Source organism: Burkholderia sp. Bp8963, from assembly GCF_003854275.1.
Lineage (GTDB): Bacteria > Pseudomonadota > Gammaproteobacteria > Burkholderiales > Burkholderiaceae > Burkholderia.
This window is the reverse complement of sequence record NZ_QTQP01000003.1, coordinates 95,844-122,209: the sequence shown is the minus strand read 5'-3', so window position 1 is coordinate 122,209 and position 26,366 is coordinate 95,844. Positions and strand designations below refer to the sequence as shown.

The 26,366-nt window shown below is 69.0% G+C and carries 18 protein-coding genes and 1 pseudogene; 3 read left to right on the top strand and 16 right to left on the bottom strand.

The features are described from left to right. Window positions 1-67 precede the first annotated feature (67 nt). The gene (locus DID96_RS03900; protein ID WP_124597936.1) at window positions 68-2,308 is read right to left on the bottom strand and encodes a TonB-dependent siderophore receptor; all 2,241 of its coding nucleotides are present in this window, start codon (window positions 2,306-2,308) and stop codon (window positions 68-70) included. Window positions 2,309-2,740: 432 nt separating this feature from the next. On the opposite strand from DID96_RS03900, the gene DID96_RS03895 reads away from it, so the two are divergent. Next, the gene (locus DID96_RS03895) at window positions 2,741-4,543 is read left to right on the top strand and encodes a cyclic peptide export ABC transporter (protein WP_124597935.1); all 1,803 of its coding nucleotides are present in this window, start codon (window positions 2,741-2,743) and stop codon (window positions 4,541-4,543) included. Window positions 4,544-4,546: 3 nt separating this feature from the next. Here DID96_RS03895 and DID96_RS03890 read toward each other — a convergent pair whose 3' ends face one another. From DID96_RS03890 to DID96_RS03850, 9 genes and pseudogenes are all read right to left on the bottom strand, one after another. Further along, window positions 4,547-5,581, bottom strand: coding sequence for an ABC transporter substrate-binding protein (locus tag DID96_RS03890; RefSeq protein WP_260463797.1), 1,035 nt, complete (start codon window positions 5,579-5,581; stop codon window positions 4,547-4,549). A 44-nt stretch (window positions 5,582-5,625) separates the two neighbouring features. Continuing rightward, a complete protein-coding gene (gene fhuF / locus DID96_RS03885) occupies window positions 5,626-6,414 on the bottom strand; it encodes a siderophore-iron reductase FhuF (protein WP_409333757.1) in 789 nt (262 codons plus the stop codon). A gap of 97 nt (window positions 6,415-6,511) precedes the next feature. After that, window positions 6,512-8,608: a Fe(3+)-hydroxamate ABC transporter permease FhuB gene (gene fhuB, locus DID96_RS03880; protein ID WP_124597934.1), complete on the bottom strand. Its 2,097-nt coding sequence runs from the start codon at window positions 8,606-8,608 to the stop codon at window positions 6,512-6,514. Next, a complete protein-coding gene (locus DID96_RS03875) occupies window positions 8,605-9,450 on the bottom strand; it encodes an ABC transporter ATP-binding protein (protein ID WP_124597933.1) in 846 nt (281 codons plus the stop codon). The genes fhuB and DID96_RS03875 overlap by 4 nt, the downstream gene beginning before the upstream one ends. A gap of 190 nt (window positions 9,451-9,640) precedes the next feature. Further along, window positions 9,641-10,309: an RNA polymerase factor sigma-70 gene (locus DID96_RS03870; RefSeq protein WP_124597932.1), complete on the bottom strand. Its 669-nt coding sequence runs from the start codon at window positions 10,307-10,309 to the stop codon at window positions 9,641-9,643. Between the two features lie 143 nt (window positions 10,310-10,452). Further along, window positions 10,453-10,557: pseudogene (locus DID96_RS03865) on the bottom strand (fimbrial protein); the annotation flags it as partial. A gap of 350 nt (window positions 10,558-10,907) precedes the next feature. After that, window positions 10,908-12,371 (bottom strand): efflux transporter outer membrane subunit, encoded by a 1,464-nt coding sequence (locus DID96_RS03860; protein ID WP_124598046.1) that lies wholly within the window; start codon window positions 12,369-12,371, stop codon window positions 10,908-10,910. Beyond that, on the bottom strand, window positions 12,371-15,508 hold the full coding sequence (locus DID96_RS03855) for a multidrug efflux RND transporter permease subunit (protein WP_124597931.1): 3,138 nt from the start codon (window positions 15,506-15,508) through the stop codon (window positions 12,371-12,373). Before DID96_RS03855 ends, DID96_RS03860 begins: the two co-directional genes overlap by 1 nt. Before the next feature lie 15 nt (window positions 15,509-15,523). Further along, window positions 15,524-16,786, bottom strand: coding sequence for a MexX/AxyX family multidrug efflux RND transporter periplasmic adaptor subunit (locus DID96_RS03850; protein ID WP_124597930.1), 1,263 nt, complete (start codon window positions 16,784-16,786; stop codon window positions 15,524-15,526). A gap of 149 nt (window positions 16,787-16,935) precedes the next feature. On the opposite strand from DID96_RS03850, the gene DID96_RS03845 reads away from it, so the two are divergent. Both DID96_RS03845 and DID96_RS03840 read left to right on the top strand, forming a co-directional pair. Further along, window positions 16,936-17,583, top strand: a complete 648-nt coding sequence (locus tag DID96_RS03845) for a TetR family transcriptional regulator (RefSeq protein WP_124597929.1) — start codon at window positions 16,936-16,938, stop codon at window positions 17,581-17,583. A gap of 362 nt (window positions 17,584-17,945) precedes the next feature. Beyond that, window positions 17,946-19,208: a M23 family metallopeptidase gene (locus DID96_RS03840; RefSeq protein WP_260463795.1), complete on the top strand. Its 1,263-nt coding sequence runs from the start codon at window positions 17,946-17,948 to the stop codon at window positions 19,206-19,208. Here the strand turns inward: DID96_RS03840 and DID96_RS03835 are convergent. From DID96_RS03835 to DID96_RS03810, 6 genes are all read right to left on the bottom strand, one after another. Continuing rightward, window positions 19,193-19,939, bottom strand: coding sequence for an amino acid ABC transporter permease (locus DID96_RS03835; protein ID WP_124597928.1), 747 nt, complete (start codon window positions 19,937-19,939; stop codon window positions 19,193-19,195). The two genes, DID96_RS03840 and DID96_RS03835, sit on opposite strands and share 16 nt — an antisense overlap. A gap of 16 nt (window positions 19,940-19,955) precedes the next feature. Continuing rightward, the gene (locus DID96_RS03830; RefSeq protein ID WP_124597927.1) at window positions 19,956-20,678 is read right to left on the bottom strand and encodes an amino acid ABC transporter permease; all 723 of its coding nucleotides are present in this window, start codon (window positions 20,676-20,678) and stop codon (window positions 19,956-19,958) included. Window positions 20,679-20,778: 100 nt separating this feature from the next. Beyond that, the gene (locus DID96_RS03825; protein WP_124597926.1) at window positions 20,779-21,594 is read right to left on the bottom strand and encodes an ABC transporter substrate-binding protein; all 816 of its coding nucleotides are present in this window, start codon (window positions 21,592-21,594) and stop codon (window positions 20,779-20,781) included. 288 nt (window positions 21,595-21,882) lie between these two features. Further along, a complete protein-coding gene (locus DID96_RS38200) occupies window positions 21,883-22,050 on the bottom strand; it encodes a hypothetical protein (RefSeq protein ID WP_185732165.1) in 168 nt (55 codons plus the stop codon). Then, window positions 22,050-23,219, bottom strand: a complete 1,170-nt coding sequence (locus tag DID96_RS03815) for a fimbrial protein (protein ID WP_124597925.1) — start codon at window positions 23,217-23,219, stop codon at window positions 22,050-22,052. Before DID96_RS03815 ends, DID96_RS38200 begins: the two co-directional genes overlap by 1 nt. Window positions 23,220-23,280: 61 nt before the next feature. Then, window positions 23,281-26,304: a GLUG motif-containing protein gene (locus DID96_RS03810; RefSeq protein WP_124597924.1), complete on the bottom strand. Its 3,024-nt coding sequence runs from the start codon at window positions 26,302-26,304 to the stop codon at window positions 23,281-23,283. Between the last annotated feature and the right edge of the window lie 62 nt (window positions 26,305-26,366).

The following is a 26,366-nucleotide window of genomic DNA, read 5'->3' as shown; positions in this document are numbered from 1 at the left end:
GCGCACGCCGCCGCAGCTCGCGTGCGCCGGCTCGCGCCGGCCGGCCTGCAAGCCGCGGCGCACGCCGTCACCAGTTGTATTTCGCGGTCGCGAGCACGGTGCGCTCGTTGCCGAACAGGCAGACGGACGACGACTGGCAGCCGCTGACGTAGTGGCGGTTGAACAGGTTCGTCGCGTTCACCGCGAAACGCCAGTTGCGCACGTCGTAATGGATCGCCGCGTCGAACAGCGTGTAGCTCGCCACCGTCAGCGAGTTGTCCGGCGCGCCGGCCGACGCGCTCTGGTAGCGCACGCCGCCGCCGAGCCCGAAGCCCGCGAGCGGCCCTGCGTGCCACGTCCAGTCGGCCCACAGCGACGCCATCTGGCGCGGGCGCGGGATGTCGACCGGCCAGTTGTTCAGCGACGCGTCGTTGGCCTGCACGTTCTTCACGTCCTGATACACGTACGACGCGATCACCGACAGGTTCGGCGTGACCTTGCCGGTCGCGCTCAGCTCGATCCCGCGCGAGCGCACCTCGCCCGTCTGCACCGACGTCGTGTTCGTATCGTCGAGGTTCGTCGGCGTCGGCGTGAGCACGTTGGTCTGGTTGATCTGGTAGATCGCCGCATTGAGCATCAGGTTCTTGCCGGGCGGCTGCCAGCGCAGCCCAAGCTCGATCTGCTTGCCGCGCGTCGGTTGCGGCAGGCCGCCGCCGAACATCTTCACGCCGATCAGCGGATTGAACGACGTCGCGTAGCTGACGTACGGCGACAGCCCGTAGTCGCCCTGGTACGTGAGCCCGACACGCCCGGTGAACGCGCTGACGTCCGCCTTCGACTGCGTACCGGCCTCGCGGTCGTCCTGCCGCAGGTTCACCCAGTCCTCGCGGCCGCCGAGCGTCAGCGTCCAGCGGTTCCACCTGACCTGGTCCTGCGCGTACACGCCGAACGTGTTCATCGCCGTGTACGTGTTGGTGCGGAACGTGGTGGCCGGATCCGAGAACACCGCGGTCGTCACCGGCGTGTAGACGGGGTTGTAGAGGTTCAGCACGGGCGCCGCCGCAAGCCACTCGCTGTCGGTCGCCGTCTGCCGCGTGTACTGGAAGCCGAGCAGCAGCGTATGTTCGAGCGGACCGGTGCCGAAGCGCGCCTGCGCATTGTTGTCGATGTCGAAGCGGCTGTAGTTCATCTGGAACACGCCCGCCCAGCGCGAGATGTCGGTCGTGCTGCCGTCGGCGAAGCCGTTGCCGAACACCGAGCCGTTGTCGAGCGACAGGTGCATCCAGCGGACGTTCTGGCGTACCGTCCACATCGAATCCAGGTTGTGCTCGAACCGGTAGCCGAGCGACCACTGCTTCTTGCGGTAATAGTTGAAATCCGGATCGCCCGAATAGACGTCATGGTCGAGCTGCCCGTTCGGGTTCGGCAGCACCGTGCCCTGCGCCGGCAGGAAGTTCGACGAGATGTCGCCCCAGTCCTGCAGGTAGGTCGCCGACACCGTCAGCGACGTGTCCGCGTTCGGCCGCCAGCGGAACGACGGCGCGAGCGCGACGCGCTGGTCCGCGTTCGGGCCCGTTAGCGCGTTGCCGTCGCGCGCGACGCCGACGAAGCGGTACGCATACTTGCCGTCCGCGTCGAGCTTGTCGCCGATGTCGAACATGAACTGCTTGCGCGCATAGTTGCCGACCTCCACGCCCGCTTCACGCACGCGCTCGCCGTCGGCCTGCTTCGTGTGCACGTCGACGATCGCGCCCGGATCGCCCGCACCGTACAGCACCGACGTCGGCCCGCGCAGCACGGTGATGCTGTCGATCATGGTCGGATCGACGCGCCAGCTCGCGAGGTTGATCGTATTCGGCACCTGCAGCCCGTCGACATACGCGGTCGGCGTGAAGCCGCGCAGCGCCGCATACCAGTCGGAGCGGTTGTCCGAGCCGAACGACGAGAAGCCCGGCACGTAGCGCAGCGCCTGGTTCACGTCGGTCGCGCCGGTCATCTCGATCTGCTGCGCAGTCACGACGTTGATCGTCTGCGGAATCTCGTTGATCGGCGTATCGGTTTTCGTGCCGGTCGCGCTGCGCCGTGCGACGAGACCGACCGTGCCGTTGCCCTCCGACGCCGCGTTGACGTTGATCGCCGGCAGCGTGTCGCTCCGCGCACCGTCTTGCGTGTCGCCTCGCGTGCCGCCCTTCGCACTGTCTGCCAACGCCGCAGCGCCTGCGTTCGCGGCCGGCGCCGTCTGCGCGACGGCCTGCCCTGACGACGCACCGAACGCCACACTCGCCGCGGCCGCGATCGCACGCAAACGCGTGCCTGTTGCCCACTCCATCTTGCTCTGCTCCACTTGTCATGCGGTCTCCCGACCGCGCCCTTGTCAAAGCGCGAAGGCCATCCGGCCCGCGCTCACCCCGTTTTCGTGTCGTGTCCGGGCCGCGACGTCGCCGTTCGCGTGCCCGGCTTCGTTTTCGAGCAACACGCAGATCTCGTCCGCGCGGCGCGCTGGGCCGCTTCACAGGTGTGACGAACGACGCCGCCGTTTTTTTACCCGCCCTTTTTCCGTCTCGCATGCAATCCGCTTGCGACGGCCACCCGGGCCGCGTCGCGCGAGCCATTTCATGGGCGCCAAATCGCGGGCGCTAAAAATTTGCGGCGCCCATTCGTCTATTCGTCAGAAAAGCTGCGAGTCCATCGCGCCACCGTTCGCAGTTTCCGCATTCATTCCCGCTTTCACTCCCGCTTGTTTTCCTGACCGACGTTGCCGATGACAGCCGCCCACGAGCCTTCTCCCCCACCGTCCCACCAGTCTGCCGCCGATGCCGCCGATGCCGCCCCGCCCGCGCGTCCGGCCGCACGCCTGATCCTTGCGCTGCTGCGCGAAAGCCGCGCCGCGCTCGCACTCGCGCTCGTCGCGTGCGTGCTGAACGGCGTCGCGAGCGTGCTGCTCGTCGCGACGCTGAACCGCGCGCTCACGCCGACGGCCTCGGCCGACGCGGCGCTCGCGTGGCGCTTTGCGCTGTGCGCCGTGATCGCGCTCGTCACGCGGATCGTGTCGGGCGTGCTGTTCGCGCGGCTGTCGCAAGACACGATGGCGCGGCTGCGCGCGCATCTCGCGCGCCGCGTCGGCGCGGCCGAGCTGCGCGACATCGAGCGCGTCGGCGCGGCGCCTGTGCAGTCGGTGCTGACCGACGACGCGACCAATGTGTCGATGCTGTTCTTCGCGCTGCCGAACCTCGTGATGCACGGCTCGATCGTGTTCGGCTGCCTCGGCTACCTCGCGTGGCTGTCGTGGCCCGTGTGCGTGCTCGCGCTCACGGCGATCGTCGCGGGCTCGCTCGGCTATCACACGGGCGACCGCCGCGCGATCGCGTCGCTCGAAGCGGCCGGCCGCGCGCAGGACCGCCTGTTCGGCTATCTCGGCGCGCTCTTCTCCGGCGCGAAGGAGCTGAAGCTGCACGACGCGCGCGCGCGTCAGTTCGTCGACGGCCAGCTCGGCGCGGCGATCGGCGAAGTGCGCGACCATCGCCGCCGCGCGTTCAGCGCGTATGCGGTCGGCGTCGGCTGGATCATCTTCCTGTTCTATGCGTTCCTCGGTGCGGCCGCGTTCTGGCCGCAGCTCGGCGTGCATGCGGATCCGGGTGCGGCAGCCGGCTACGTCGTCGTGTTCCTGTTCATGCTGGTGCCGCTCGACGGCCTGCTGAACAACCTGCCGACCGTCAACGCCGCGCGCGTGTCGCTCGCGCGCATCGAGGACGTGATGGCCGAGTTCGCCACGCTACGCACGGCGCCGCCCGCGAGCAGCACGCCCGACGTCGCACCTGAAATCGCACCAAACATCGCATCCAACATCGCGCCCGCCGCGACGGTCGCGCTGCGCGGCGTCACGCACGCGTATTTCCACGAGCGCGACGAGCGGATGTTCCGCATCGGGCCGATCGACCTGACGCTCGCGCCGGGCGAGCTCGTGTTCATCGTCGGCGGTAACGGCAGCGGCAAGACCACGCTCGCGAAGGTGCTGACGGGGCTCTACGAGCCCGAGGAAGGCACGATCGAGGTTGACGGCCGGCCGATCGGCTGGCGCGAGCGCGCCGCGTACCGGCAACGCTTCAGCGCGGTATTCAACGATTTCCACCTGTTCGATGCGCTGCTCGGGATCGTCGATCCGGACGATCCGGCGCGCGCGCAGGCCGATGCGCGTGCGAACGCGCTCGTCGCGAAGCTCGCGCTCGATCACAAGGTGCGGGTCGTCGACGGCGCGTTCTCGACCCGCGCGCTGTCGACCGGACAGCGCAAGCGGCTCGCGCTCGTCGTCGCGTATCTGGAAGACCGGCCGTGTTACCTGTTCGACGAATGGGCGGCCGATCAGGACCCGGCATTCAAAGCCGTGTTCTACGAACAGTTGCTGCCCGAGCTGCGCGCGCGCGGCAAGGCCGTGGTCGTGATCACGCACGACGACGGCTATTTCGATCGGGCCGACCGCGTGCTGAAGCTCGACAACGGGCGGATCGTCAGCGATACGCGGCCGGCGCGGCAGCGCGCCGATGCAGTGAACGAAGTGAGCGCGTAGTCATCATGCCGGCGGCAGCCCGAGCAGCGTATCGGTCATCACGTCGGCGAGTTTCAGCGCCGACGTCGGGCCGCCGAAACCCCAGATGTTGCGCTCGACGAGCGCGATCCGGCGGGCACGCCGCGCGGGCACGTATTGCCAGACTGGCGAATCGAGTTTTGCGGCGAGCGGCACGTCAAGCCCCGACGCGGTCACGAACAGCACCGCCAGGTCGCGCTGCGCGAGCAGGTCCGCCGACGTCACGTAGAGCGTGCCCTCGCGGGTCGGCTTGTTCGGCCACAGCTCGAGACCCAGTGCGCGCGCGAGCCCGGCCGCCGTGCTGTTGCCCGTATACGCCCAGTAGCGGTCGGGCAGCCCGAGATCCTGCAGCAGCGCAACGCGCTCGCCGCGCCGGCCCGCTGCCGCGAGCCGCTGCGCGTTGCGCGCGAGGCCGGCGTCCAGTTGCGCTTCGACCGCCCGCGCGCGCGCACTGCTCGCGGTGACCGCGCCGATCGTGCGGAAGATCTGCCGGGTCCAGTCGAGCTGCGTGACGGGCACGCCGCGCTCATTCACATTCGGGCTGAACTGGAACAGGATCGTCGGCGCGATCCGGTCGAGCGCGTCGAAAATCGGCGCATGCCGGAAGCCGACGCCGATGATCAGGTCGGGCTTCACCGCGGCAATCGCCTCGAGCCCCGGCTCCTGCCGCGAACCGACGTCCGTCACGTGCACGAATCGTGCGTTGTCGTAGCCGAGCCAGCCCGGATAGAACGCGGTGTCGACCATCCCGACCGGCGTGATGTCGAGCGCCGCGAGGCTTTCCGCGAACATGAATTCAAGCGCGACCACGCGCCGCGGCCGCGCCGGCATCGCCGCGCTCGCCTGCGAAACGACCGGGTTGCCGGCCAGCGACACACCGGTCGCCGGATACCGGGCAGACACGGCATCGACTGCGCGCAACCCGCCACCCTGCCCGCGCGCCGCGTCACCCGTATTGCCTGTGTCAGCCTGCGCGCCGGGCGCCAGCCAGCCAGCGGCGCCCAGCGTCGCAAGTTGCACGAGTTGCGCGAGCGCGTGGCGCCGCCCGGGCTGCGCCGGCGGCGTCAGCGAATCGCGTCCTGCCCGGCCAGCGCCGCGTCGTCCATCGTCAGTAGCAAGGGGCAGCTTCCACACAGTTGCGTTTCTCCAGGGATTTCGTAGCGCAGGCAGCACACGCGGCGCGCGCGGAACGGCGTCGGCAGCAGCGGTGAGCGCGGCACGGCATCGCGCACCGGCGTGCGCAGCGGATTCGGTTCGCCATCGATACACGCCGGGCGGAACAGCCACGCGGCATCGCGCTCGGGATCGGCCGCACAGCGCTGTGCGCGGCAGACATCGAGCAGGTAGTCGAGCAGATTGCCGGCGTTACTCCACAGCACGCGCGGCGTGACGCGCCCCATCTCGGCCAGCAGGTCGATCACCGCGCCGAGATGCGCGACGAGTCCCGCATAGCGCGGCGCCGGATCGTCGCAGGGTTCGCCGAGTGCGTGCGGCGCGAACACCAGCCCGGCCGGCATCCCGTCGTCGAGCACGACGAACGTCCGCTCGGGCGCCATGTCGAGCGGACGGCCGAGCAGTAGCGCGGCGACCACGCCTGCGGTCGCCGCGCGGCCGAAGTAGTACTTGCTCCATTGCGATAGCAGCGCGCGCGCATGCGCGGCCGGATCGCCGCCGTAGTGGCGGACCATCGCGTCGAGCAGCGCGTCGCGATGCCCGGGCAGCGCGGTCACTGGCACGAGCAATGTGCCGCCGCACGCGCGCGCGTCGCCGGGCATGCCGAGCCAGACCGCGTCGAGATACGGCGCGAACTCCGCCGGTGCGAACGACGCAAAGCACGTCGCGTGTGCATCGATGGCCAGCGGCGGGACCGGCGGCTCACGCAGCTCAGGCGGCACGGGCAGCTCAGGCAGCTCAGGCAGCTCGGGCAGCGTCATCGTCCCGCGCGCAGCGTCATCGTCCCGCGCGCCGCGCACGGCGCGCCTCGACGATCAGCAGTCCGAGCAGATACGGCGCACCGATCAGCGCGGTGAGCACGCCGGCCGGCACCTCGCGCGGCGCGACCGCCGTGCGTGCCGCGACGTCCGCGAACCCGAGAATCAGCGCACCGCAAGCAGCCGCGAGCCACAGGCGCGTGCGATGGCGCCGCGCGCCGAGCATCGACGCGACGTGCGGCGCCATCAGCCCGATGAAGCCGACCGGCCCGACCGCGGCAACCGCCGCGCACGCGGCGAGCGTCGCGATCACGAGCGCGAGCGGTCGCAATGCGGCGATCGGCAGGCCGAGCGCGGCCGCCTGGTCGTCGCCGAGCGCGAGCATGTCGAGCGGCTGCGCGAGCCACGCGAACACCGGCACCGCAAGCACGCACCACGGCAGCAGCATCGCGACCTCGCCCCAGCTGCGTCCGTAGGTGCCGCCAACGAGCCATACGACGAAGCGCGCCGGCTGCACGCTTTCCTGCGTGATCAGCCATTGCGCGAGCGTCGTCCACAACGTGCCGATCACGATCCCGGTCAGCGCGACCGTGAGCGGCGCGTAGCGATGCCGATGGTTCAGGCCGAGCGTGATCGCGAGCGACACGCCGCCGCCGAGCAAGGCCGCGCCCGCGAGCACGCCGTGGCCCGCGAGCGGCCAGCGGGTCAGCGCGAACAGCGTGACGAGCGCCGCGCCCTGCGTGACGCCGAGCACTTCCGGTCCCGCCAGCGGATTGCGCACGACGCTCTGCATCGCGACGCCGCTCGCGGCGAGCAGCGCGCCGGCCAGCATCGCGCACAGCAGCCGCGGCACACGCAGGTCGATCAGCATCCGTGCGACCGGGTCGCCGCCCGACAGCGCCGCGTGCCAGCGCGCAGGCGTCAGCCATTCAGGGCCGGCCGACGCGCCCGCGACCAGCACGAGCGCGCCCGTCAGCGCAAACAGCGCGGTGCGTCGCGGCCAGCGCAAGTCGTCGAGCCAGCCGACGACGCGCGTTGCGCGCGTGCCGGCCGCGCGCTCGGGGCCCGCATGCAGCACGCCGGACCATGCGGCGCCGCGGCGAATCAGCGCGAGCATCAGCGGCGTGCCGACGAGCGCGATCGCGACGCCGGTCGACAGCGTCGCGTCGAGGCCCGACGCGAGCACCGCGCTGTCGGTCACGAGCACGAGCGCGCCGCCCGCGAGCGCGGACAGCGGCACCAGCGCGGCGAGCCGCGCGGCGCGCGCGCCGCGGATCTGGCGCAGCAGGTTCGGCGCAACGAGGCCGGCATAGGACAGCGGCCCCGCGATGCTGACCGCGACGCTCGTGAACGCGACCGCGACGACCGTCGCGGCGAGCCGCGCCGCATCGACGCGCACGCCGGCCGCGGCCGCTGCGTCGTCGCCGAGCGCGAGCGGATCGAGCGGCCGGATCACGAACGGCAGCGCGGCGAGCGGCAGCACGAGCCAGCTCGCCGCGAGCCTCAGACCGGTTGCGCCCGGTTGATAGAGGCTGCCGTTCGCCCACAGCGCGGCGCCCGCGATGTTCTGTTCGAACAGCGCGAGCAGCAGCGTCGACAGCGCAGCGAACAGCAGCATGCAGACGCTGCCCGCGAGCACGAGCCGCAGCGGCGTCGCGCGCCAGCCGCCCGCCGCGAGCATCGCGCACGCGGCGGCGGCCAGCCCGCAGACGAACAGCAGCGGCACCGACGCGACGCCCGCGAGCGCCGGCACGAGCATCGCCGCGAGCAGGCCGAGTTGCGCGCCACCGGTCACGCCGAGCAGGTCGGGTGACGCGAGCGGATTGCGCGTCGCCGACTGGAACAGCGCGCCGGCGATGCCGAGGCAGCCGCCCGCGACGAGCGCGGCCGCGATGCGCGGCAGGTTCAGGTCGAACAGGAACACGTGCGCGAGCGCGCCGGCGTCGCTGCCGGGCGCGGCGCCCCACCACGCGCGCAGGTCCGGCGCTGCGCGCAGCGCGGCGACGCCCGCGATCAGCAGCAGCATGCCGATCGCAAGCGCCGCGGCGCGGCTCGGCTGCGCGACCCGGCCGCCGACGGCTGCCGTGCGGCGCTTGCGCATCGCGAACGTCGTCATGTGGCGAGATCCCGGTCGAATACGGCGGCCGCCGGCGACGCGTCAACGACGGACGGCCCGTACGCGGGCACGCACATCGGCGCGCCGGTCTGCGGATGCGCGAGCTTCAGCATCTCGACGCCGAACGCCACGCGCAGCCGCGCGGGATCGAGCATCGCGTCGGGCGTGCCCTGCGCGACGACGCGGCCCGCGCGCATCAACACGATCTCGTCGCTGTATGCGGCGGCCTGGTTCAGGTCGTGCAGCACCCACACGATCGTCAGCCCGCGCGCACGGTTCAGCTGGCGCAGCGCGTCGAGGATGTCGAGCTGGTGATGGATGTCGAGATAGGTGGTCGGCTCGTCGAGCAGCACGATCGGCGCCTGCTGCGCGAGCGCCATCGCGATCCATGCGCGCTGCCGCTCGCCACCGGACAGCGCACCGACGTCGCGGCTCGCGTCGCCGGCAAGCCCGCTCGTCGCGAGCGCCTCGTCGATCGCGACGCGATCCGCGCGCGACAGCCCGCGCAGGAAGCCGCCATAGGCATAGCGCCCGTACGCGACGAGCTCGCGCACCGTGAGGCCGGATGGAATCTGGTTGAACTGCGCGAGCATCGTCAGCTCGCGTGCGAGCGCGCGGCGCCTGAACGACGCCAGCGGACGGCCGTTGACTTCGACATGGCCGGCGAGCGCTGGCTGCAGGCCCGCGAGCGTGCGCAGCAGCGTGCTCTTGCCGCAGCCGTTCGGGCCGCACAGCGCGGTCACGCGACCGGCCGCGATCGACAGGTCGAGGCTGTCGAGCACGACGTGGTCGCGATAGCCGACCGTCAACCCGCGCGCGGCGAGTGCAGCGGAAGGCGTCATTGCCCCTCCGTGCCGTCGCGTACCGGGCTGCAACTGTGCGCCATCGCGACGACGACCGTGCAGACGTGATCGTCGATGTCGGCGGAAGGCGGCGTGGTTTGCGTCATGGTCGGGAATCGCAGGGGGCGGTTGAAGAAAGCGGAGCGAATCGTCCGCCCCTGTCGAACAGACGATAGGCCAGCACGATTTATTACCGGCGGCGCGCGCGACCACCGCAGAACGCCGGGCACGCGACGCCGCGATGGCACGCGTCAAGGCATTCCGCGCAATGGCGCTCGGCGTCGCGCACCATGAAATGCACGAGCGTCTGCGACACGTTCAGCGCGCGCGCCGCACTCTGCAGCGTTTCCTCGCGCAGCCGCACCATCTCGAACGCCGCGCGGCTGCGCGCCGGCAGGTCGTCGAGCGCGGCCCACACGCGCCGCAGTGCGTCGCGCGTCATCAGCACCGCTTCCGGCGTCGGCGTCGGTGACGGCACGTCGAAACCGTCGCCCTCGTCCGCGCGATAAAGGCTCTCGAGGTTCTGGCGGCGACACGCGTCGATCGACGCGTTGCGCACGATCCGCGTCACATACGCAACCGGCTGGCGCACCGCATCCTGGTTCGGGAAATCGACAAGCTTCACGAACACGTCGTGCACGACATCCTCGGCGCGGCTCGCACAGCCGACGAAACCGCGCGCGACGTTGACGAGCATCGCGCGGTGGGCGATCAGCACGTCGAGCAGCGCGCCCTGCGCGCTCGGCCCGACCGCGCGGCACGCCTGCGGCGCGGACCTGGACGGCCGAGCGGATGGACGGCCGCGGAACGGGTTCGCCGCTGCCGTGACCGGTCGTTCGGGCACTTCGGCCATGGCCATCGATTCGCTCCGTCAAATTTCGAGATAGCAAAATTTAACGTAAACGCAAATCATTCTCAATGCGATTCCCGAATACCCCTTTGGAACGGTCGGATTTGTATGAATAATCCCGCCATCGCACGACGCACAACGCACGACGCGGCTCAATACAGGAATATCCGCACCGTCGCCGACGCTTCGAATCTCCCGATCTTCGGTCGTCCGAACGACTTCAGCACCGCGTCGAGCATCACGCTCCGGCTCGCGACGCGCCTGCCGGGCATCCGCAGCGCCACCCCGCTTCGCATGCCCCCGCTCATTTCTTCACGCTCTTGCACACACCCGCATCACACGCATACTCGATCGCCACCTGGCCATATGAATGTTGCGCAGTGGCGTGCAGATCGACACACGCGGCGATCGCGAATCGCCGCGCGTGTACGACTGCAGACAGGAGTGGAAAAGAAGGAATCAGCGGGTGTGCTGCGCCGCGCCGAGTGCACCGGGCGACGCGAACAGGCGGGCCGCAGCATGGCCGACGCCCGGACCCAACGCGCCGCCGCGCCTTTGCGACGACGGCGGTCAGATCACCGGATATGACGAACGCGGCGCGGCGCCGTCACGCGTCGGCGCCGGCCGCCTCCGCAGCCTGCGACCAGCCGCCGCCGAGCGCACGGTACAGCGCGATCGCATTGTCGAGCCGAAGCTGCTTCAGCCCGATCAGCTCCTGCCCGGATTCGTACGTGCTGCGCTGTGCGTCGAGCAGTTCGAGATAGGTCGCGACGCCGCTGCCGTAGCGGCGTTCGGCGAGCTTCAGCCGCGCGCTGTCCGCTTCGACCACAGCCTGCTGCGCGGCAAGCTGCGTGTCGATCCATTCGCGCGCGGCAAACGCGTCCGCCACTTCGCGGAACGCGACCTGCACGCTCTTCTCGTATTCGGCGACCGCGATGTGCTTGCGCGCGGTCGCAACGTCGAGATTCGCGCGATTGCGACCGCCCGCGAAAATCGGCAGCGTGATGCTCGGCGCGAACGTCCACACGCTCGTGCCGCTCGCGAACAGGCTCGAGACCGCGTCGCTGACCGAGCCGACGTCGGTCGTCAGCGCGATGCGCGGGAAGAACGCCGCGCGCGCCGCGCCGATCTGCGCGTTCGCGGCCTTGAGCCGCGCCTCGGCTTGCCGGATGTCCGGCCGCCGCTCGAGCAGTTCGCTCGGCGCACCCGGCGCGACGGGGGCCATCGCGATCGTGTCGAGCGTCAGCCCGTCGCCGGGCGCTTCGCGCGCAAAGTCGCCCGCGAGCAGCTGCAACGCACGCACGGCCTGGTCATGCGCGCGCTGCAGCGCGGCCTGCGACGCACGCGCGGCCGCCACCAGCATTTGCGCGGAGCGCAGCTCGATCGCGTCGCTCGTGCCGGCCGCGTAGCGGCGCTGCGTGAGCGACGCGATGCGCTCGCGCGCGTCGAGCGTGCGCCGTGCCAGCGCGAGCTGCTCGTGCAGCGCACGCTCCGCGACGTACGCACCCGCGACTTCGGCGATCACGCCGATGCGGACCGTGCGCTGCGCGTCGGCAGTCGCGAAGTAGTCGGCAAGCGCCGCGTCGGACAGGCTCTTCACGCGGCCGAACAGATCGAGCTCGTACGCGCTGATGCCGACGCCCGCGCGATACAGCCCGCTTATCGCGCTCTCGCGCACCACCGGGTCGTACTGGCGCGTGCGCGCATAGCCGAGGCTCGCATCGACTGCCGGCAACCGCTCCGCACGCTGCACGCCGTACATCCCGCGCGCCTCGTCGAGCCGGCCGGCCGCGATCCGCAAGTCGCGATTGTTCGCGAGCGCCGCGTCGATCCACGCCTGCAGCGCGGGATCGGTGAAGTAGGCACGCCAGTCGTCGAGCAGCGCTGCACTTGACGTCGTCGACGGCTTCGACGACTGTGCCGCCGCCGCGCCATCGGCCGGCGCGTAGGCGGCCGGCACCGGTGCCGCCGGGCGCTCGTAGCGCGGCGCGAGCGAGCAGCCGGCAAGCGCCAGCGCGGCGGCCAGCGCAACCTGAGCGCGCAGGCATGCGCGCGCCTTCAGTCGAAACATCATGATGACGTACCCTCCATCGTCGGTTGCGCGCCGCCGCGGCGGCGCGCGCCGACCTTGAACAGCCGGCCGACGATCACGAAAAACAGCGGGACGAGGAACACCGCGAGCACGGTCGCCGAGATCACGCCGCCGAGCACGCCGGTGCCGATCGCCATCTGCGCGCCGGATGCCGCGCCCGATGCGAACGCGAGCGGCAGCACGCCGACGCCGAACGCAAGCGACGTCATCACGATCGGCCGCAGCCGCAGCCGCGCGGCCTCGAGCGCCGCATCGACGAGCGACATTCCCTGCGCGACGAGATCCTTCGCAACCTCGACGATCAGGATCGCGTTCTTCGCGGACAGCCCTATCGTCGCGATCAGCCCCACCTTGAAATAAATGTCGTTCGGCATCATCCGCAGCGTCACGCCGAGCACCGCGCCGATCAAGCCGAGCGGCACGACCAGCATTACCGCGAACGGAATCGACCAGCTCTCGTACAGCGCCGCGAGCGCGAGGAACACGACGAGCACCGACAGCGCGAACAGCATCGGCGCCTGCGCGCCTGACAACCGTTCCTCGAACGACTGCCCCGACCACGCGTAGCCGATGCCGGCCGGCAGCCCGCCCGCGATCTGCTCGATCGCGGCCATCGCCTCGCCGCTGCTGTGGCCGTGCGCGGCCGAGCCGTTGATCGTGAACGACGGGAAGCCGTTGTAGCGTGTGAGCTGCGGCGGGCCGAACGTCCAGTGCAGCGTCGTGAACGCGGCGAGCGGCACCATCTCGCCGCGCGCATTGCGCACGCGCAGCTTCTTCACGTCGTCCGGATCGAGCCGGTGCCGGCCGTCCGCCTGCACGATCACGCGCCGCACCTGCGCGCCATGCATGAAATCGCCGATATAGTCGGAGCCGAACATCACCGCGAGCGTCGTGTTGATCTCGTCCATCGACACGCCGAGCGCGGACGCCTTCGCGCGATCGATGTCGAGCTTCAGTTGCGGCGCGTCCTGCGTGCCCGCGAACATCAGGTCGGTCAATGCCGGCTGCTTGCCGCCTTCGGCGAGCAGCCGCTCGCGCGCGGCGACGAATGCCGCGTAGTCGAGCCCGCCGCGGTTCTGCAGCCGGAAATCGAAGCCGCCCGTCGAGCCGAGATCCGGCAGCGGCGGCGCGTTCATCGCGAACACCGTCGTGTTCGGCGTCGCCGCGAAGTGCTCGTTGATGCGCTCGACGATCGCCTGCACCTGGTCGCGTGCGGACTTGCGCTCCTTCCAGTTCTTCAGCGTCACGAAGATCATCCCGCCGTTCGCCCCCTCGCCGTACGTGTTGTAGCCGCCGAGCGCGAACGTGTACGCGGCCGGCTCCTGCGTGCGCACGTAGGTATCGACCTCGCGCACGCTCTGCATCGTTTCCGCGAGCGGCGTACCCTGCGGCCGGATCACCATCACCGTGAAGTTGCCCTGATCCTCGTCCGGCAGGAACGCGGTCGGCAATTGCGTCAGCATCAGTGCGGCGGCCGCGGTCAGCGCACCGTACACGACGAGCCAGCGCACGGGCTTCTTCAGCACGCCGCCGACCCGCAGCGCATAGCGCTCGGTCGCGCGCGCGACGAAGCGGTTGAACCCGCCGAAGAAGCCGCCTTTCTCGTGATGACCGTCGGCGACCGGCTTGAGCAGCGTCGCGCACAGCGCAGGCGTCAGCGACAGCGCGAGGAACGCCGAGAAGCCGATCGACACCGCGAGCGACAGCGCGAACTGCCGGTAGATGTTGCCGACCGCGCCACCGAAAAACGCCATCGGCACGAACACCGACGTCAGCACCACGGTGATGCCGATGATCGCGCCGCTGATCTGCTTCATCGCCTTGACGGTCGCTTCATACGGCGCGAGCCGTTCCTCGACCATCAGCCGCTCGACGTTCTCGACGACGACGATCGCGTCGTCGACGAGGATCCCGATCGCGAGCACCATCCCGAACATCGTCAGCACGTTGATCGAGAAGCCCACCGCGAACATCACGCCGAACGTGCCCGCGAGCGCGACCGGCACGACGAGCGTCGGGATCAGCGTTGCACGCAGGTTCTGCATGAACAGGAACATCACGAGGAACACGAGCACGCCCGCCTCGATCAGCGTCGTGACGACCTTGTTCATCGACACGCGCACGAACGACGACGTCTCGTACGGAATCTGGTACTTGACGCCCGGCGGGAAGAACTTCGCCAGCTCGTCCATCGTCGCACGCACGCGCTTTTCGGTCGCGACTGCGTTCGAGCCCGGCGCGAGCTTGATGCCCATCCCCGCCGCGGTCTTGCCGTTCACGAAGGACGGATAGTTGTAGTCGTTGCCGCCGAACTCGATGCGCGCGACGTCGCGCAGGAGCAGCGCGGAGCCGTCGGGCTGCGAGCGCAGCGCGATCGCGCCGAAATCGGCCGGTGTCTTCAGCGGCGCGTCGGCAAACACGGTCGCCGCGATCGGCGCGCTGTCCGGCACCGCGCTGCGGCCGATGTCGCCAACCGTCACGCGCGCATTGTGCGCGCGCACGGCCGACGCGATGTCCGACGCGGTGAGCCCGTGGCCGGCCAGCTTGACCGGGTCGGGCCAGATCCGCATCGCGTATTCCGAGCCCCAGAACTGCACCTTGCCGACACCCTCGACGCGGCGCAGCGCCTGCACGACGTTCGCCGACGCATATTCGCCGAGCTGCACGTCGGTCATCCGGCCGTCCTCGGACGTCAGCGACACGACGAGCTGGATATTGTCGGCGGCCTTCTCGACCGAGATGCCGTCGCGCCGCACGGGCTCGGGCAGCCGCGCCTCGACCGTCTTCAGGCGGTTCTGCACCTCGACCGCGGCGAGATCGGCATTCACGCCCTGCTTGAACGTCAGGTACAGCGACGCCGAGCCGACGCTGCTCGTCGCGGATGTATACAGCAGCCCCGGCGCGCCGTTCATCTCGCGCTCGATCAGCGCGGTGACCGATTCCTCGACGACCTGCGCGGACGCGCCCGGATACGTCGCGTAGATGCTGACGACAGGCGGCGCGATGTCCGGGTACTGCGCGACGGGCAGCGCGCGGATCGCGAACACGCCGCCCAGCATGATGAAGATTGCGATCACCCACGCGAACACGGGGCGATCGATGAAGAAACGTGCCATGTTGGTTCGAACCGGTCAGGTTTGACGGGCGGCCGCCGAAGCAGCGGCCGCGGGGGGCGCGGTAGCGGGCGCAGTGGCGGACGACGTGGCCTCGGCCGGCCGCGCGTGACGCGGCCCCGCCTCAGCCGGCCCCGCCCGCTCGACAGGCGTGACCGCGGCACCAGGCGCGAACTGCGCGGCGTTGTCGACGATCACGCGCTCGCCGCCCGACAATCCGCGCGCGATGCGCCAGTCGCGGCCGGTCATGTGGTCGGCGACGACTTCGACGTCCTTGACCTTGCCATCGGCGCCGACGACCCGCACCGACGCGCGGTCGGCCGTGCGCAGCAGCGCATCGCGCGGCACGAGAATCGCCTGGCGGTCGATCGCGCTGTCGAGCGCGATCCTCACATACGCGCCCGGCAGCAGCTCGCGCCCGGGATTCGGAAACAGCGCGCGCATCGCGACGGTGTCGGTGGTCGGATCGACCGCGAGATCGCGAAACAGCAGCTTGCCCTTCAGCGGATACGCGGTGCCGTCCGCGCGCATCAGCGTGACCGCAATGTCCTGCTGCGCAATGCCGGTCGCGTGACCGCTCTGCACTGCATGGCGCAGCGCATCGACGTCGGCGGCCGGCTGCGAGAAGTTCACGTAGATCGGGTCGAGCTGTTCGACGGTCGTGAGCGGCGTCGCCTGGTCCTGGCCGACGAGCGCGCCCTCGGTGACGAGCGCGCGCCGCGCGCGACCCGCGATCGGCGCGGTGACGGTCGCATAGTCGAGCTCCAGCTGCGCACGCGCGAGTTCTGCCTTTGCCGACGTGACTGCGGCCTTCGCCTGCGCGTCGTCGGCAACCGCCTCGGTGTGATCGCGCTCGCTGACTGCGCGGTCGCGCACGAGATCGTCGTAGCGGCGGCGCTTGTCGCTCGCCGCGAGCGCCGCGGCCTGCGCCTTCGCGAGCGTGCCTTGCGCGGCATCGCGCGCGGCCTTCAGCGGCGCCGGGTCGATGCGGAACAGCACCGCGCCCTGCTTCACCTCCTGGCCTTCCTCGTAGGTGCGCGCGGTGACGATGCCCGCCACCCGCGCCCGCACCTCGGCCTGCCGGTACGCCTCGAGCCGGCCGGGCAACTCGATGGACAGCGGCAGCGCGGTGGGCCGTACGGTCACCACGGTCGCGCGCTGCGCGGCCTCCGGCGCGGCGTCGGGTTCGCCCTTTCCACATCCGGCGACGGCCAGCGCGGCCGCGAGCGCGAACGGCGCCAGCCAGCAGCGGCGCGACAGGAAACGATTGTTGTTCTTCATATGGACCTCGGATCGTGCACCGCCCTTAAAATGCGGCGGCTCAGAGCGGCCGATTATAATCAGTCACGACTGATTAATTACGCCAAGCTTTAAACTTGTCGTCATGTTGTCTCAATAAAACGACAGCAAACCGTAAGGAAACTCGCAATATGGCCCGCAAGACCCGGGAAGAATCCCTTGCCATCAAGCACCGGATCCTCGACGCCGCAGAACTCGTGCTGCTCGAGCGCGGCGTCGCACAAACCGCGATGGCGGACCTCGCGGAGGCCGCCGGGATGTCGCGGGGCGCCGTCTACGGCCACTACAAGAACAAGATGGAAGTGTGTCTCGCGATGTGCGACCGCGCGTTCGCGCGTTCGTCCGAGGGGTTCGACGCCGGCGACGGCCTCCCCCCGCTCGACACGCTGCGGCGGGCCGCGTCGCACTACCTGCAGCAATGCGGCGAGCCGGGCTCGATGCAGCGCGTGCTCGTGATCCTGTATACGAAGTGCGAACAGAGCGAGGAGAACGGCGCATTGCAGCGGCGCCGGATGCTGCTGGAGATGCAGATGCTGCGGATCACGAAGGCGCTGCTGCGGCGCGCGATCGCGGCCGGCGACATTGCGGCCGATCTCGACGTGCATCTCGCGGCCGTCTATCTGGTGTCGCTGCTCGAGGGCGTGTTCGCGTCGATGGTCTGGACCAACCGCCTGCGCGGCAATCTGTGGAACGACGCCGAGGCGATGCTCGACGCCGGTTTCGACGCGGTGCGGGGGTCTGCCGCGCTCCGGCGTCACGCGCAAAAATTGCCGAAATAAGGTTCGGATACGCAAAACGTTCTGATTTATCCTGATTTTCCGCACTACGGAACGAAGAAACCGACCCTTATTTAAATTTTTTTACAATTTGCGGAACATCGGTAGACTGGCGCTGTCACTTTTCTTTAGCGTCTTCGTGATAACCGGGTCCTGACCCGGCAATCACGATGCCGTTCGAAGCGGGCTGCCGCCCGCGCCGCTGGGTCGAACGGAAACGACACGGGCCCCGAACGGGGCCTGTTTCGTTGCACGCCCGCCATCCGTCCCGTCGCCACCTGACGCGCGTACGACCGGCGGCCTGGAGTCTGTTCAAGCGAATGACAGACCCTGTCCCACACCCTTTCATCGAAACGTTTCCCTGGATGTGGACACCCTTGGTCAAGTCTGCCCCGTACCCTGAATTTTCCGCAGCGCGCCCTGTCCGTGCGTGGCATCTCGTGCGCGCAATGCTGCCCGCCGCCGTGCTCGGCGCGCTCGCCGCGCTCGGCCTTGCCGTGACGCCGCCCGCCGTGTCGCAGCTGCCGGGCGCCGTCGATACGGGCACCACCGCGCTGCCGCAGCGCGTGCTGTCGGACACGCCGTTTCCGACCGCGCAGCATTTCGTCACGAACGAGCTCGCGCAGACGATCGACGAGCGCACCGCGCAGCCGGGCCTGTTCGCGCCGCTCAGCGCGCATCGCAACGACATGCTCGGCTACGCAAGCCTGTTTACGCTCGCGACGCCCGAACCCGAACCCGAGCGCGGCTTGCGCGCGGGCAGCATCGAGCTGACGCTGTCTGACGCGCTGAACCGCCTCGACCTGCCGCCGGAAGTACGCATCCAGCTCGGCGATCTCGTCAGCGGCAAGGTGCCGATGCGCGAAAGCGCGCATCGCGGCGACTATTACCGCCTCGCGTTCGATGCGCACGATGGCGCGCCGCGCCTGACCGCGCTCGAGCTGCGCGTCGCTGGTCACACGTACGGCGCGATCTGGTTCAAGCCGCCCGGCGCCGACAAGGGCGCGTATTACACGCTCGACGGCGCGCCGCTCGAAGCCGCCGCATTCACGATGCCCGTCAAGTGGACCCGCATCAGCTCGTTCTTCGGCGAGCGCATCCATCCGCTGTCGCAGGCGATGGCGTTCCATACGGGCGTCGATCTTGCCGCGCCGACCGGCACGCGCGTCGATGCGGCCGCCGACGGCACGGTGGCATTCGTCGGCACCGATCCGGGCGGCTATGGCCGCTACGTGATCATCGATCATGCCGACGGCTATTCGACCTACTACGCGCACCTGTCCGCGTTCGCGCACGGCCTCAAGGTCGGCGAGCCCGTCAGGCAGGGCGAGCGCATCGGCTCGGTCGGCATGACCGGCGCGGCGACGGGCCCGCACCTGCACTTCGAAGTGCGGATCGCCGACCAGCCGGTCGATCCGCTCGTCACGTTAGCGGAAGCGCAGACGGGCCTGTCCGACATGCAGCTCACCGCGTTCCGCCAGGAAGCCGCGCAATGGCGCTTCCGCCTCGCGTCGATCGACACCGCGCCATTCGCGTTCGCGCAGACCGACGGCCCGCTATGGGGCGACTTCGCCAGCGACAAATCGACGCTGCGCGCGGTCTTCAACACGCACTACACGGCGTCCTGACGCCCGCCGCGCGCCGGTTGCGCGCTTCCGGCCGCCGCGCGTGCGATGCGCTCCGCGCGCGGGCGGCGCGACAGCAGCCAGCGTGCGGCACCATCGAGCGACGTGCACAGCACGAGATAGATCGCCGCGACGAACAGGAAGATCGGCGCCGGATACACCATCAGCCGGTTGTTCACCTGCGTCGCGACGAACGACAGCTCCGGCACGCCGACGATGTACGCGAGCGACGTGTCCTTCACGAGCGACACCCACTGGTTCACGAACGACGGCGTCATGATCCGGATCGCCTGCGGCAGCAGCACGTAGCGCACCGTCTGCCAGCGCGTGAGCCCGAGCGACAGCCCGGCCTGCCACTGCCCCGCGCCGGCCGCGACGATCCCCGCATGCACCGCGTGCGCGAGATAGGCGCCGCCGATCAGCGCGAGCGCGCACACGACCGTCGCGAGCCCCGGCACATCCGTATGCAGCAGCATCGGCATCAGGAAGTACGTCCAGAAGATCAGCATCAGCACCGGAATCGCGCGGAAGAAGCCGATGAACGCGAGCAGCAGCACGCGCGCCCAGCTGCGCGCGAGCGCCATCGCGACGCCGAGCGCCACGCCCAGCAGCGCCGACGCGCATGCGGACGCGATCGCGAGCACGAGCGACAGCGCGGCGCCGCCGAGTGGCCCGTCCGGGAACGCGCCGACGAGCAGATACGGGAGATTGTCGGCAAGCAGCGTGAAATCCATCTTCGATCCTCCGCCGTCAGCCGGCCGGCCCGAGTCGGTCGCGCCATCGCGCCGCTGCATACGCGATCGCCTCGATCGCGGCCGCCGCGGCGACATACAGTACGGTCGCGACGCCGAACGCGGCGAACGTCCTGAACGTCTCGGTCTCGACCTGTCGCGACGCGTACGACAGTTCGGCGACGCCGATCGCCATCGTCAGCGACGAGTTCTTGACCAGGTTCATGTACTGCCCGAACAGCGGCGGCAATGCGAGCCGCACGGCCTGCGGCAGGATCACGTAGCGCAGCGACTGCAGCGGCGTGAGACCGAGCGCCGCAGCCGCGTCGTGCTGCGCGGCACGCACGCCACGCAGCCCGGCCTCGCACTCCTCGGCGACGAACGCGGCCGTGTACGCGCTCAGCCCGACCCAACCGGCGACAAATTCGAACGACGGCCAGGCGAGCGTGATCGGACCCGCATGCCACGCATGGCGCGCGTTCAGCCATGCGACCCAGGTATCGGGCAGCAGCGACGCGACGCCGAAATACCAGAACAGCAGTTGCACGAGCAGCGGCGTGTTGCGGAACGTGACGATATAGCCCGCCGCGACGGCGCGCAGCGCGTGCCGGCGCGCATGGCGCAGGATCGCGAGCGCGAGCCCGCCGGCGGTCGCGGCTGCGGCCGACGCGGCCGCGAGGCCGAGCGTCAGCAGGAAGCCCTGCCACAGCCAGCACAGGTATTTGGGAGCCAACCCGAGCATGTGTGTCGTGCGGGCGCGCGACGCCCGCGATCATAGGAAGGAAACGGGATGCGCCGCGCGTCGCGTGCCGGCCACGCCGCGCAGCGCGGAGATGCCAGGATCAGGTCTTGTCGCCGATCCGGAAGATGCGCGAGAGCGGCGTCTTCGTCGTCGGGCCGAACCACGCGTCGTAGATCTGCGCGGCGCGCCCGCTCGTCTCGAGCCCCTTCAGCGTGTCGTTGACGAAGCCGAGCAGGCGCGTCTCGCCCTTCGGCACGCCAACACCCATGTAGTCGTTCGAGATCGTAAACGCCGGGATCTCGTAGTTCTGCTTGTCCGGCACGTTCGCGAGCAGGCCGATCAGCTTCGGCCCATCCTGCGTGATCGCCTGCACGTTGCCGGCGCGCAGCGCGGCGAACGCGAACGGCGTGTCGTCGTACGCGACGATCGTCGCGTTCGGATACTTCTCGCGCAGCGTGATCTCGTTCGTCGTGCCCTTGTCCGCGCCGACTCGCAGCCCGTTCAGCTGGTCCGCGGATTTCAGCACGCCCTTCTTCGCGAGGAACTGCTGGCCCGACGAAAAGTACGGAATGCTGAAATCGACCTGCTTCGCGCGCTCGTCGGTGATCGTGAAATTCGCGAGCACGAGGTCGACCTTGCCGGACGTCAGGAAAGGAATGCGGTTCGCCGGGTTCGTCGGCTGCAGTTGCAGCTTCACGCCGAGCTTGTCGGCGAGCGCTTTCGCGTAGTCGACGTCGAGGCCGACGATGTGGTGGTTCTTCGCGTCGACGAAACCGAACGGCGGGTTGCTGTCGAACGTCGCGACGCGCAGCACGCCGGCTTTCCTGATGTCGTCCAGGCGGTCCGCGTGCGCAGCAGTGCCCGCGGTGACGAGCGCAGCTCCGACGAGCCACGCGGCGAGAGTGTGGAATTTCATGAGCACGACCGAATTGTTATGAGCGCCGCCACGGATCACGCGGGGGGCCGGTTCGAGGAAGTTCACGGCGGGTGCTGCCGTGAAGCCGCTAACGTATCAGCGGGTCGTGTGAATTCGAACCAAGAAATGCTGCTTTGCTCTGCGGGTTTCGTGATGACGGCGGTGACGCGCGTCGACGACCACGCGCGCGTTCGCATCGTTGTCGGTCACGTACAGGCGCTTGCCGGTCGGGCCCATGACCATTGCGGATGACGCCTGGCCGACCGGGATGACGGTGCCTGCGGCCCGCTACGGCAATACGGGCGCGGGCCGATGCTGTTCGTCGTCACGACTTTGCGCGACGATCGCGCCGGCTTCGTGCGGGTCGTTCTGCTGTGCGCAATCGCGCTCGCGGTCGACGTCGATGTGCATCTCCTGCAGATCGGCGCTGGACGCGTACTGCGCCGCGCCGCGCATCACGGAAAGGTGAACGTGAATTCCGCCGCGCCACCCGCGTAGCCCGGCTTGAGCTCGCCGGCCGCGCCGGTCCGGATGTATTGCGCGCGCAACGGCATCACGGCCGTGGTGCCGCTGCGCTGCATCGGATATTGCCGCGCCGCCCCCGGTTCGCCAAACGCGATCCGCTCCCCGGTCAATACGTTCGTCATCACGATGTTGAATCCGCTCGCGAGCGCGGTTCCGCTCGGGCCGCTCAACTGCAGCAGCGTCGGGTCCGCGTTCGGCTTGCCCGACTTGTCGCGGAAACTGATCGCCGGTTTGGCCGCGGCCGCGCACTGGCTCAACTCGATGTTGAACTCCACCGGCGGCGAAACCGCATTCGGCGTCGGGAACTGGCTGATCGCGACATGGCCGAGATTGACCGGGATGATCCAGTTATCCTCGATCTCGCATTTCTTCGGCACCACGATCGGGCCGCCACCGATCGTGAGGTTACCCATCCCGCGATAGGTCCTCGACAGCTTGCAACTACCCGGCGGGTCCATGACTGCGGGTACATCCACCTCGCCGCCGATCGACGCGGTATTGACCGGCAGATCGAGCGCGTAGAGCGTAACGGTCGGATTGCCCGGCAGATCGTTGATGACGAGATCGCCGGCCGGCAGTTCCGATGCTGACTTCTGAAGAATCAGCCTCTGACGATAGATTGCCATCGCGGCGTCGCTAGGCGTCCACGACCCGGGCCGCAAAATGGCGTGCTTCGAAAATGCGACAGGACGGCTGCGCTGCCGCAACGTATGCTCTTCGCTGTCATCCGAAACGCCGACCCATTGAAAACCGATTCCATCGACGTTCGTCTCCGCGATACCATTCGCGACCATGCTGCCCACCGGCAACCAATGCCCGGCGCTCACCAGCTCGTGCTTCTCCCGAGCCCCCGGGCCGTAGTTGTAGTTGATGAAAAGCGATATGTTGCGCTCATACAGGACCGTCCCGGTCGCCGTCGAGTTGGTCAGGCTATTTATCTCGAGCCATGGTCCCGCTTTGACGTTGTCGAACGTGCAGTCGACCGCCGTCGCGTCCCGCGTCTGCGCATGCGCACTGCACAGGAGCGTGCACCCGCCTGCGACGAGCCCGAGCAAAGCCGCGCGGGCTCGTCGCCCTGTCGTCTGAAAAAGAGTCTTCATGCTGTTTCCCGTCATGGTGCGGCGGGCGCCGATCCGCCGATGGCGCCCGCATTGCACGGCGTTACTCGATCGAACCCTGGTTGAGGCCCACCAGTTGCACCGCCGCGGCGTACCCTGAGGTGCCGCTGTAACGGATCTCGCCGCGATTCACGCCGACGAGCCCGCCATAGGTCTGGCGCCAGGACGACAGGTTCGAGCCGTTGACGCGGCCGCTTGCGACCGAACGCTTGACGGCGCCCGAATTCAGCCCGATCAGACCGCCGAGCGTCGCATAGCAGCCGCCGGTGACCGGACCGGATGCCGACGCGTCGGACACGTGCCCGTCGTTGACGCCTGCGAAGCCGCCGACCTCGCTCGACGTGCCCCCCCGGACGTCGCCGGTCGCCGCGGCGAACTTGATCGAGCCCGACACCGAGTTCACGCCTGCGAAGCCGCCGACCGACGAATACGAGCCCGCGACGACGTCTCCGCTCGCATCGACGTCCGCGAGATTGCCTTCGTTGAGGCCGACGAAGCCGCCGATCTTGCTGTAGCTGCCGCCCGTGGTCTTGCCGCGCGCCACCGAGTGCGAGATCGTGCCGTCGACGTTCCGGCCGACGAAGCCGCCGACGCTGCCCTGGCCGCCGGACACCGTGCCATGCGCCTCGGCCATGTCGATCAACGAATCGCGGCCCTCGTTGATGCCGACGAATCCGCCCATCGCACTCGTCGATGCTGACGACACCGCGCCCATTGCCTTGCTGTCGGTGATCTTCCCCAGGTTCAGGCCGACGAAGCCGCCGATCGCAGCCGCGTAGCGGCCGTCGACCACGCCGGTCGAGTTCGAATGAACGATGTCGCCGCCGTTGAAGCCGGCGAGACCGCCTACCGAACCGCCCGTGCCGCCCGTGGTTCGCCCCGACGCGGACACGTTGTCGAGCTTGCCGGACAGGTTTGTGCCGACGAAGCCGCCAACGTTCACGCCGGTAAGAGACGCCCCGTTCGTGTTGCCGAGGCTCGACGAATCGCGGATCTTGCCGCCGCGGTTCAAGCCGACGAAGCCGCCGATCGCCGCCACGTTCGACTGGCCGCCCGACACCATCGCGTTTGCCGTGCTGCCGGACACGTCGCCGCCGTGGAACCGCGCGTCGTTCTCGCCGATCAGGCCGCCGGCCGCATAAGTCATGCTGTTGCCCGACACCGTTCCGGTAAACGACGCCCCGTCGACCTGACCGCGGTTGACGCCGACCAGACCGCCCAGCGCGTTGCTGCGGGTCGCGCCGGCGCTCACCTGCATGCCAGTCGCCGTCACGTTCGCGATCGAGCCGCGGTTTTCGCCCACGAGTCCGCCGATTGCGGTCGCACCAACGCCCATGCTCGCGCTCACGCGCAGCGACTTCAGGTTGAGGTTCGCGAGCCGGCCGGTGTTGCTGCCGAACAGGCCTGCATACGGATCGCTGCTCGTGATCGTCAGGTTGCTGAGCGTGTTGCCGAGGCCGTCGAATACGCCGGCAAACGACCTGCTGCCGCCGAGCGTCTGGAACGAGGTTCCGTAGTACGAGCCTGCGATGTCGTTGCCGAGCACGTAGAGTCCGTCGAGATTCGCATTGACGGCCTGCAACTGGTTGAGGTTATGAATCACGGTGTAACGGAGGCCGTTCGACTCGAAACCCGCACCGAGGCCCGACAGCGTCACCGCCGCGTCCTTGCCGATCGCGTACGCGCCGCCGTAGTCGAGCGTCATCTTCGCGTTCACGCCGGTCAACGCGATCGGCGCCGCAATCAGCACGTCCTTCGCGGCATCGAGCGCAACGCCCGCGTTCGCGCCGCTCGCGCGCAGCGCGCCGTTGACCGTGACATTTCCCTGCCGGCTGACGAGCTTCAGTTGATGATCGCTCGCCCAGGTCACCGGGCCATTGGCGGACAGGTTGCCGCGCTCGGAAACGAGCTCGACGTTGGTCGTGCCGAGATTGCGCGACAGTGTGTCGGCGACGATCGTTCCCGGCTGGTTCGCGCCGGGCTGAATCGTCATGTCGGACGATGCGATGCGCCACACCCCCGTCCGGCCGTTCGTCGCCCGCGTGTCGACCATCGCGCCGAGCGCAACCCTCACGTCGGCGCCGCGGGTCTCGACTGTGCCACCGTCTCCCATCGGCATGCCCGCGCTCGCATTCAGCGAGCCCGCGACGTTGACGACGCCCGCGTCGTTGCCGTCCAGCACGATCCGGCCGGCGGTATTCCGTAAGGTCCGCGCCTCGATGCTGCCCTGGTTGTTGACGACGGTGCTCAGCACCGTGTCGGCGGCCTTCGCGCTCATCAGCACCAGCCCGCCATCGGCCTTCAGCAAGCGGTTGTTGCTGACGAGTGCGTCGACGACCCCTTTGTCGATCTGCACGCCGAGCAGCTTGCGCCCGTCGAAGTTCAGCGTCACGTCGCTGCCCGCGCCCAGCGCGATCGTTCCCATCTGCGCGAACACCGTCCCGCCGTTCATGACCTGCGCGCCGAGCAGCGCGATCGCGCCGCCCTCGCTGGCTGTCAGTTGGCCATGGTTCGTGACCGTGCGCGTGGAGTCATTCGGCCAGGCGCCGACGAACCGGAAACGACCCGCTTCGAAATCTTCGTTCTTGATGCCGAGCGTCGACGCCACGAGCCCGCCCACATTGACCTGGGCCGAACTGCCGAACAGGATGCCGTTCGGATTGACAAGAAACACGCGGCCGTTCGCGTCGATGTTGCCGCGGATCTGGCTCGCGTCCCGGCCAACGACCCGGTTGAGTGCGATCGACGACGTCGACGGCTGGTTGAACGTGACGCGCTGCCCGCCGTCGACGCTGAACGACGTCCATTCGGTGATCAGCTTGTCGGTATGCTGGTTGATCGACATCTGACGATCGTTGTCGAAGCGGTGAATGTCCGCCTTCCCCGACACGACATTCTCGCCCACCGGCAGCGCATGTGCGCTGGTCAGCACACTGCCCGCGAGCCACGCAAGCACGGCGACGATACTCGCGCGCGTCGACGACTTGCCGCGCCGGCGCACCCGTTCGCCGGCCACCTGCCAGATTCCCTGGCTGCCATTCCAGACCAGAACGTAGGTCTTGTTCATTATCGTTTTTCCTCGTCATGATTGAATCTCTGCCGATCCCGGGCAGCACGGGTACTGCAAAC

Coding starts and splice junctions, on each gene's coding strand:
- DID96_RS03900 (WP_124597936.1), bottom strand. CDS start 2,308: ATGGAGTGGGCAACAGGCACGCGTTTGCGTGCGATCGCGGCCGCGGCG.
- DID96_RS03895 (WP_124597935.1), top strand. CDS start 2,741: ATGACAGCCGCCCACGAGCCTTCTCCCCCACCGTCCCACCAGTCTGCC.
- fhuB (WP_124597934.1), bottom strand. CDS start 8,608: ATGACGACGTTCGCGATGCGCAAGCGCCGCACGGCAGCCGTCGGCGGC.
- DID96_RS03875 (WP_124597933.1), bottom strand. CDS start 9,450: ATGACGCCTTCCGCTGCACTCGCCGCGCGCGGGTTGACGGTCGGCTAT.
- DID96_RS03870 (WP_124597932.1), bottom strand. CDS start 10,309: ATGGCCATGGCCGAAGTGCCCGAACGACCGGTCACGGCAGCGGCGAAC.
- DID96_RS03860 (WP_124598046.1), bottom strand. CDS start 12,371: ATGTTTCGACTGAAGGCGCGCGCATGCCTGCGCGCTCAGGTTGCGCTG.
- DID96_RS03855 (WP_124597931.1), bottom strand. CDS start 15,508: ATGGCACGTTTCTTCATCGATCGCCCCGTGTTCGCGTGGGTGATCGCA.
- DID96_RS03850 (WP_124597930.1), bottom strand. CDS start 16,786: ATGAAGAACAACAATCGTTTCCTGTCGCGCCGCTGCTGGCTGGCGCCG.
- DID96_RS03845 (WP_124597929.1), top strand. CDS start 16,936: ATGGCCCGCAAGACCCGGGAAGAATCCCTTGCCATCAAGCACCGGATC.
- DID96_RS03840 (WP_260463795.1), top strand. CDS start 17,946: ATGTGGACACCCTTGGTCAAGTCTGCCCCGTACCCTGAATTTTCCGCA.
- DID96_RS03835 (WP_124597928.1), bottom strand. CDS start 19,939: ATGGATTTCACGCTGCTTGCCGACAATCTCCCGTATCTGCTCGTCGGC.
- DID96_RS03830 (WP_124597927.1), bottom strand. CDS start 20,678: ATGCTCGGGTTGGCTCCCAAATACCTGTGCTGGCTGTGGCAGGGCTTC.
- DID96_RS03825 (WP_124597926.1), bottom strand. CDS start 21,594: ATGAAATTCCACACTCTCGCCGCGTGGCTCGTCGGAGCTGCGCTCGTC.
- DID96_RS38200 (WP_185732165.1), bottom strand. CDS start 22,050: ATGCGCGGCGCGGCGCAGTACGCGTCCAGCGCCGATCTGCAGGAGATG.
- DID96_RS03815 (WP_124597925.1), bottom strand. CDS start 23,219: ATGAAGACTCTTTTTCAGACGACAGGGCGACGAGCCCGCGCGGCTTTG.
- DID96_RS03810 (WP_124597924.1), bottom strand. CDS start 26,304: ATGAACAAGACCTACGTTCTGGTCTGGAATGGCAGCCAGGGAATCTGG.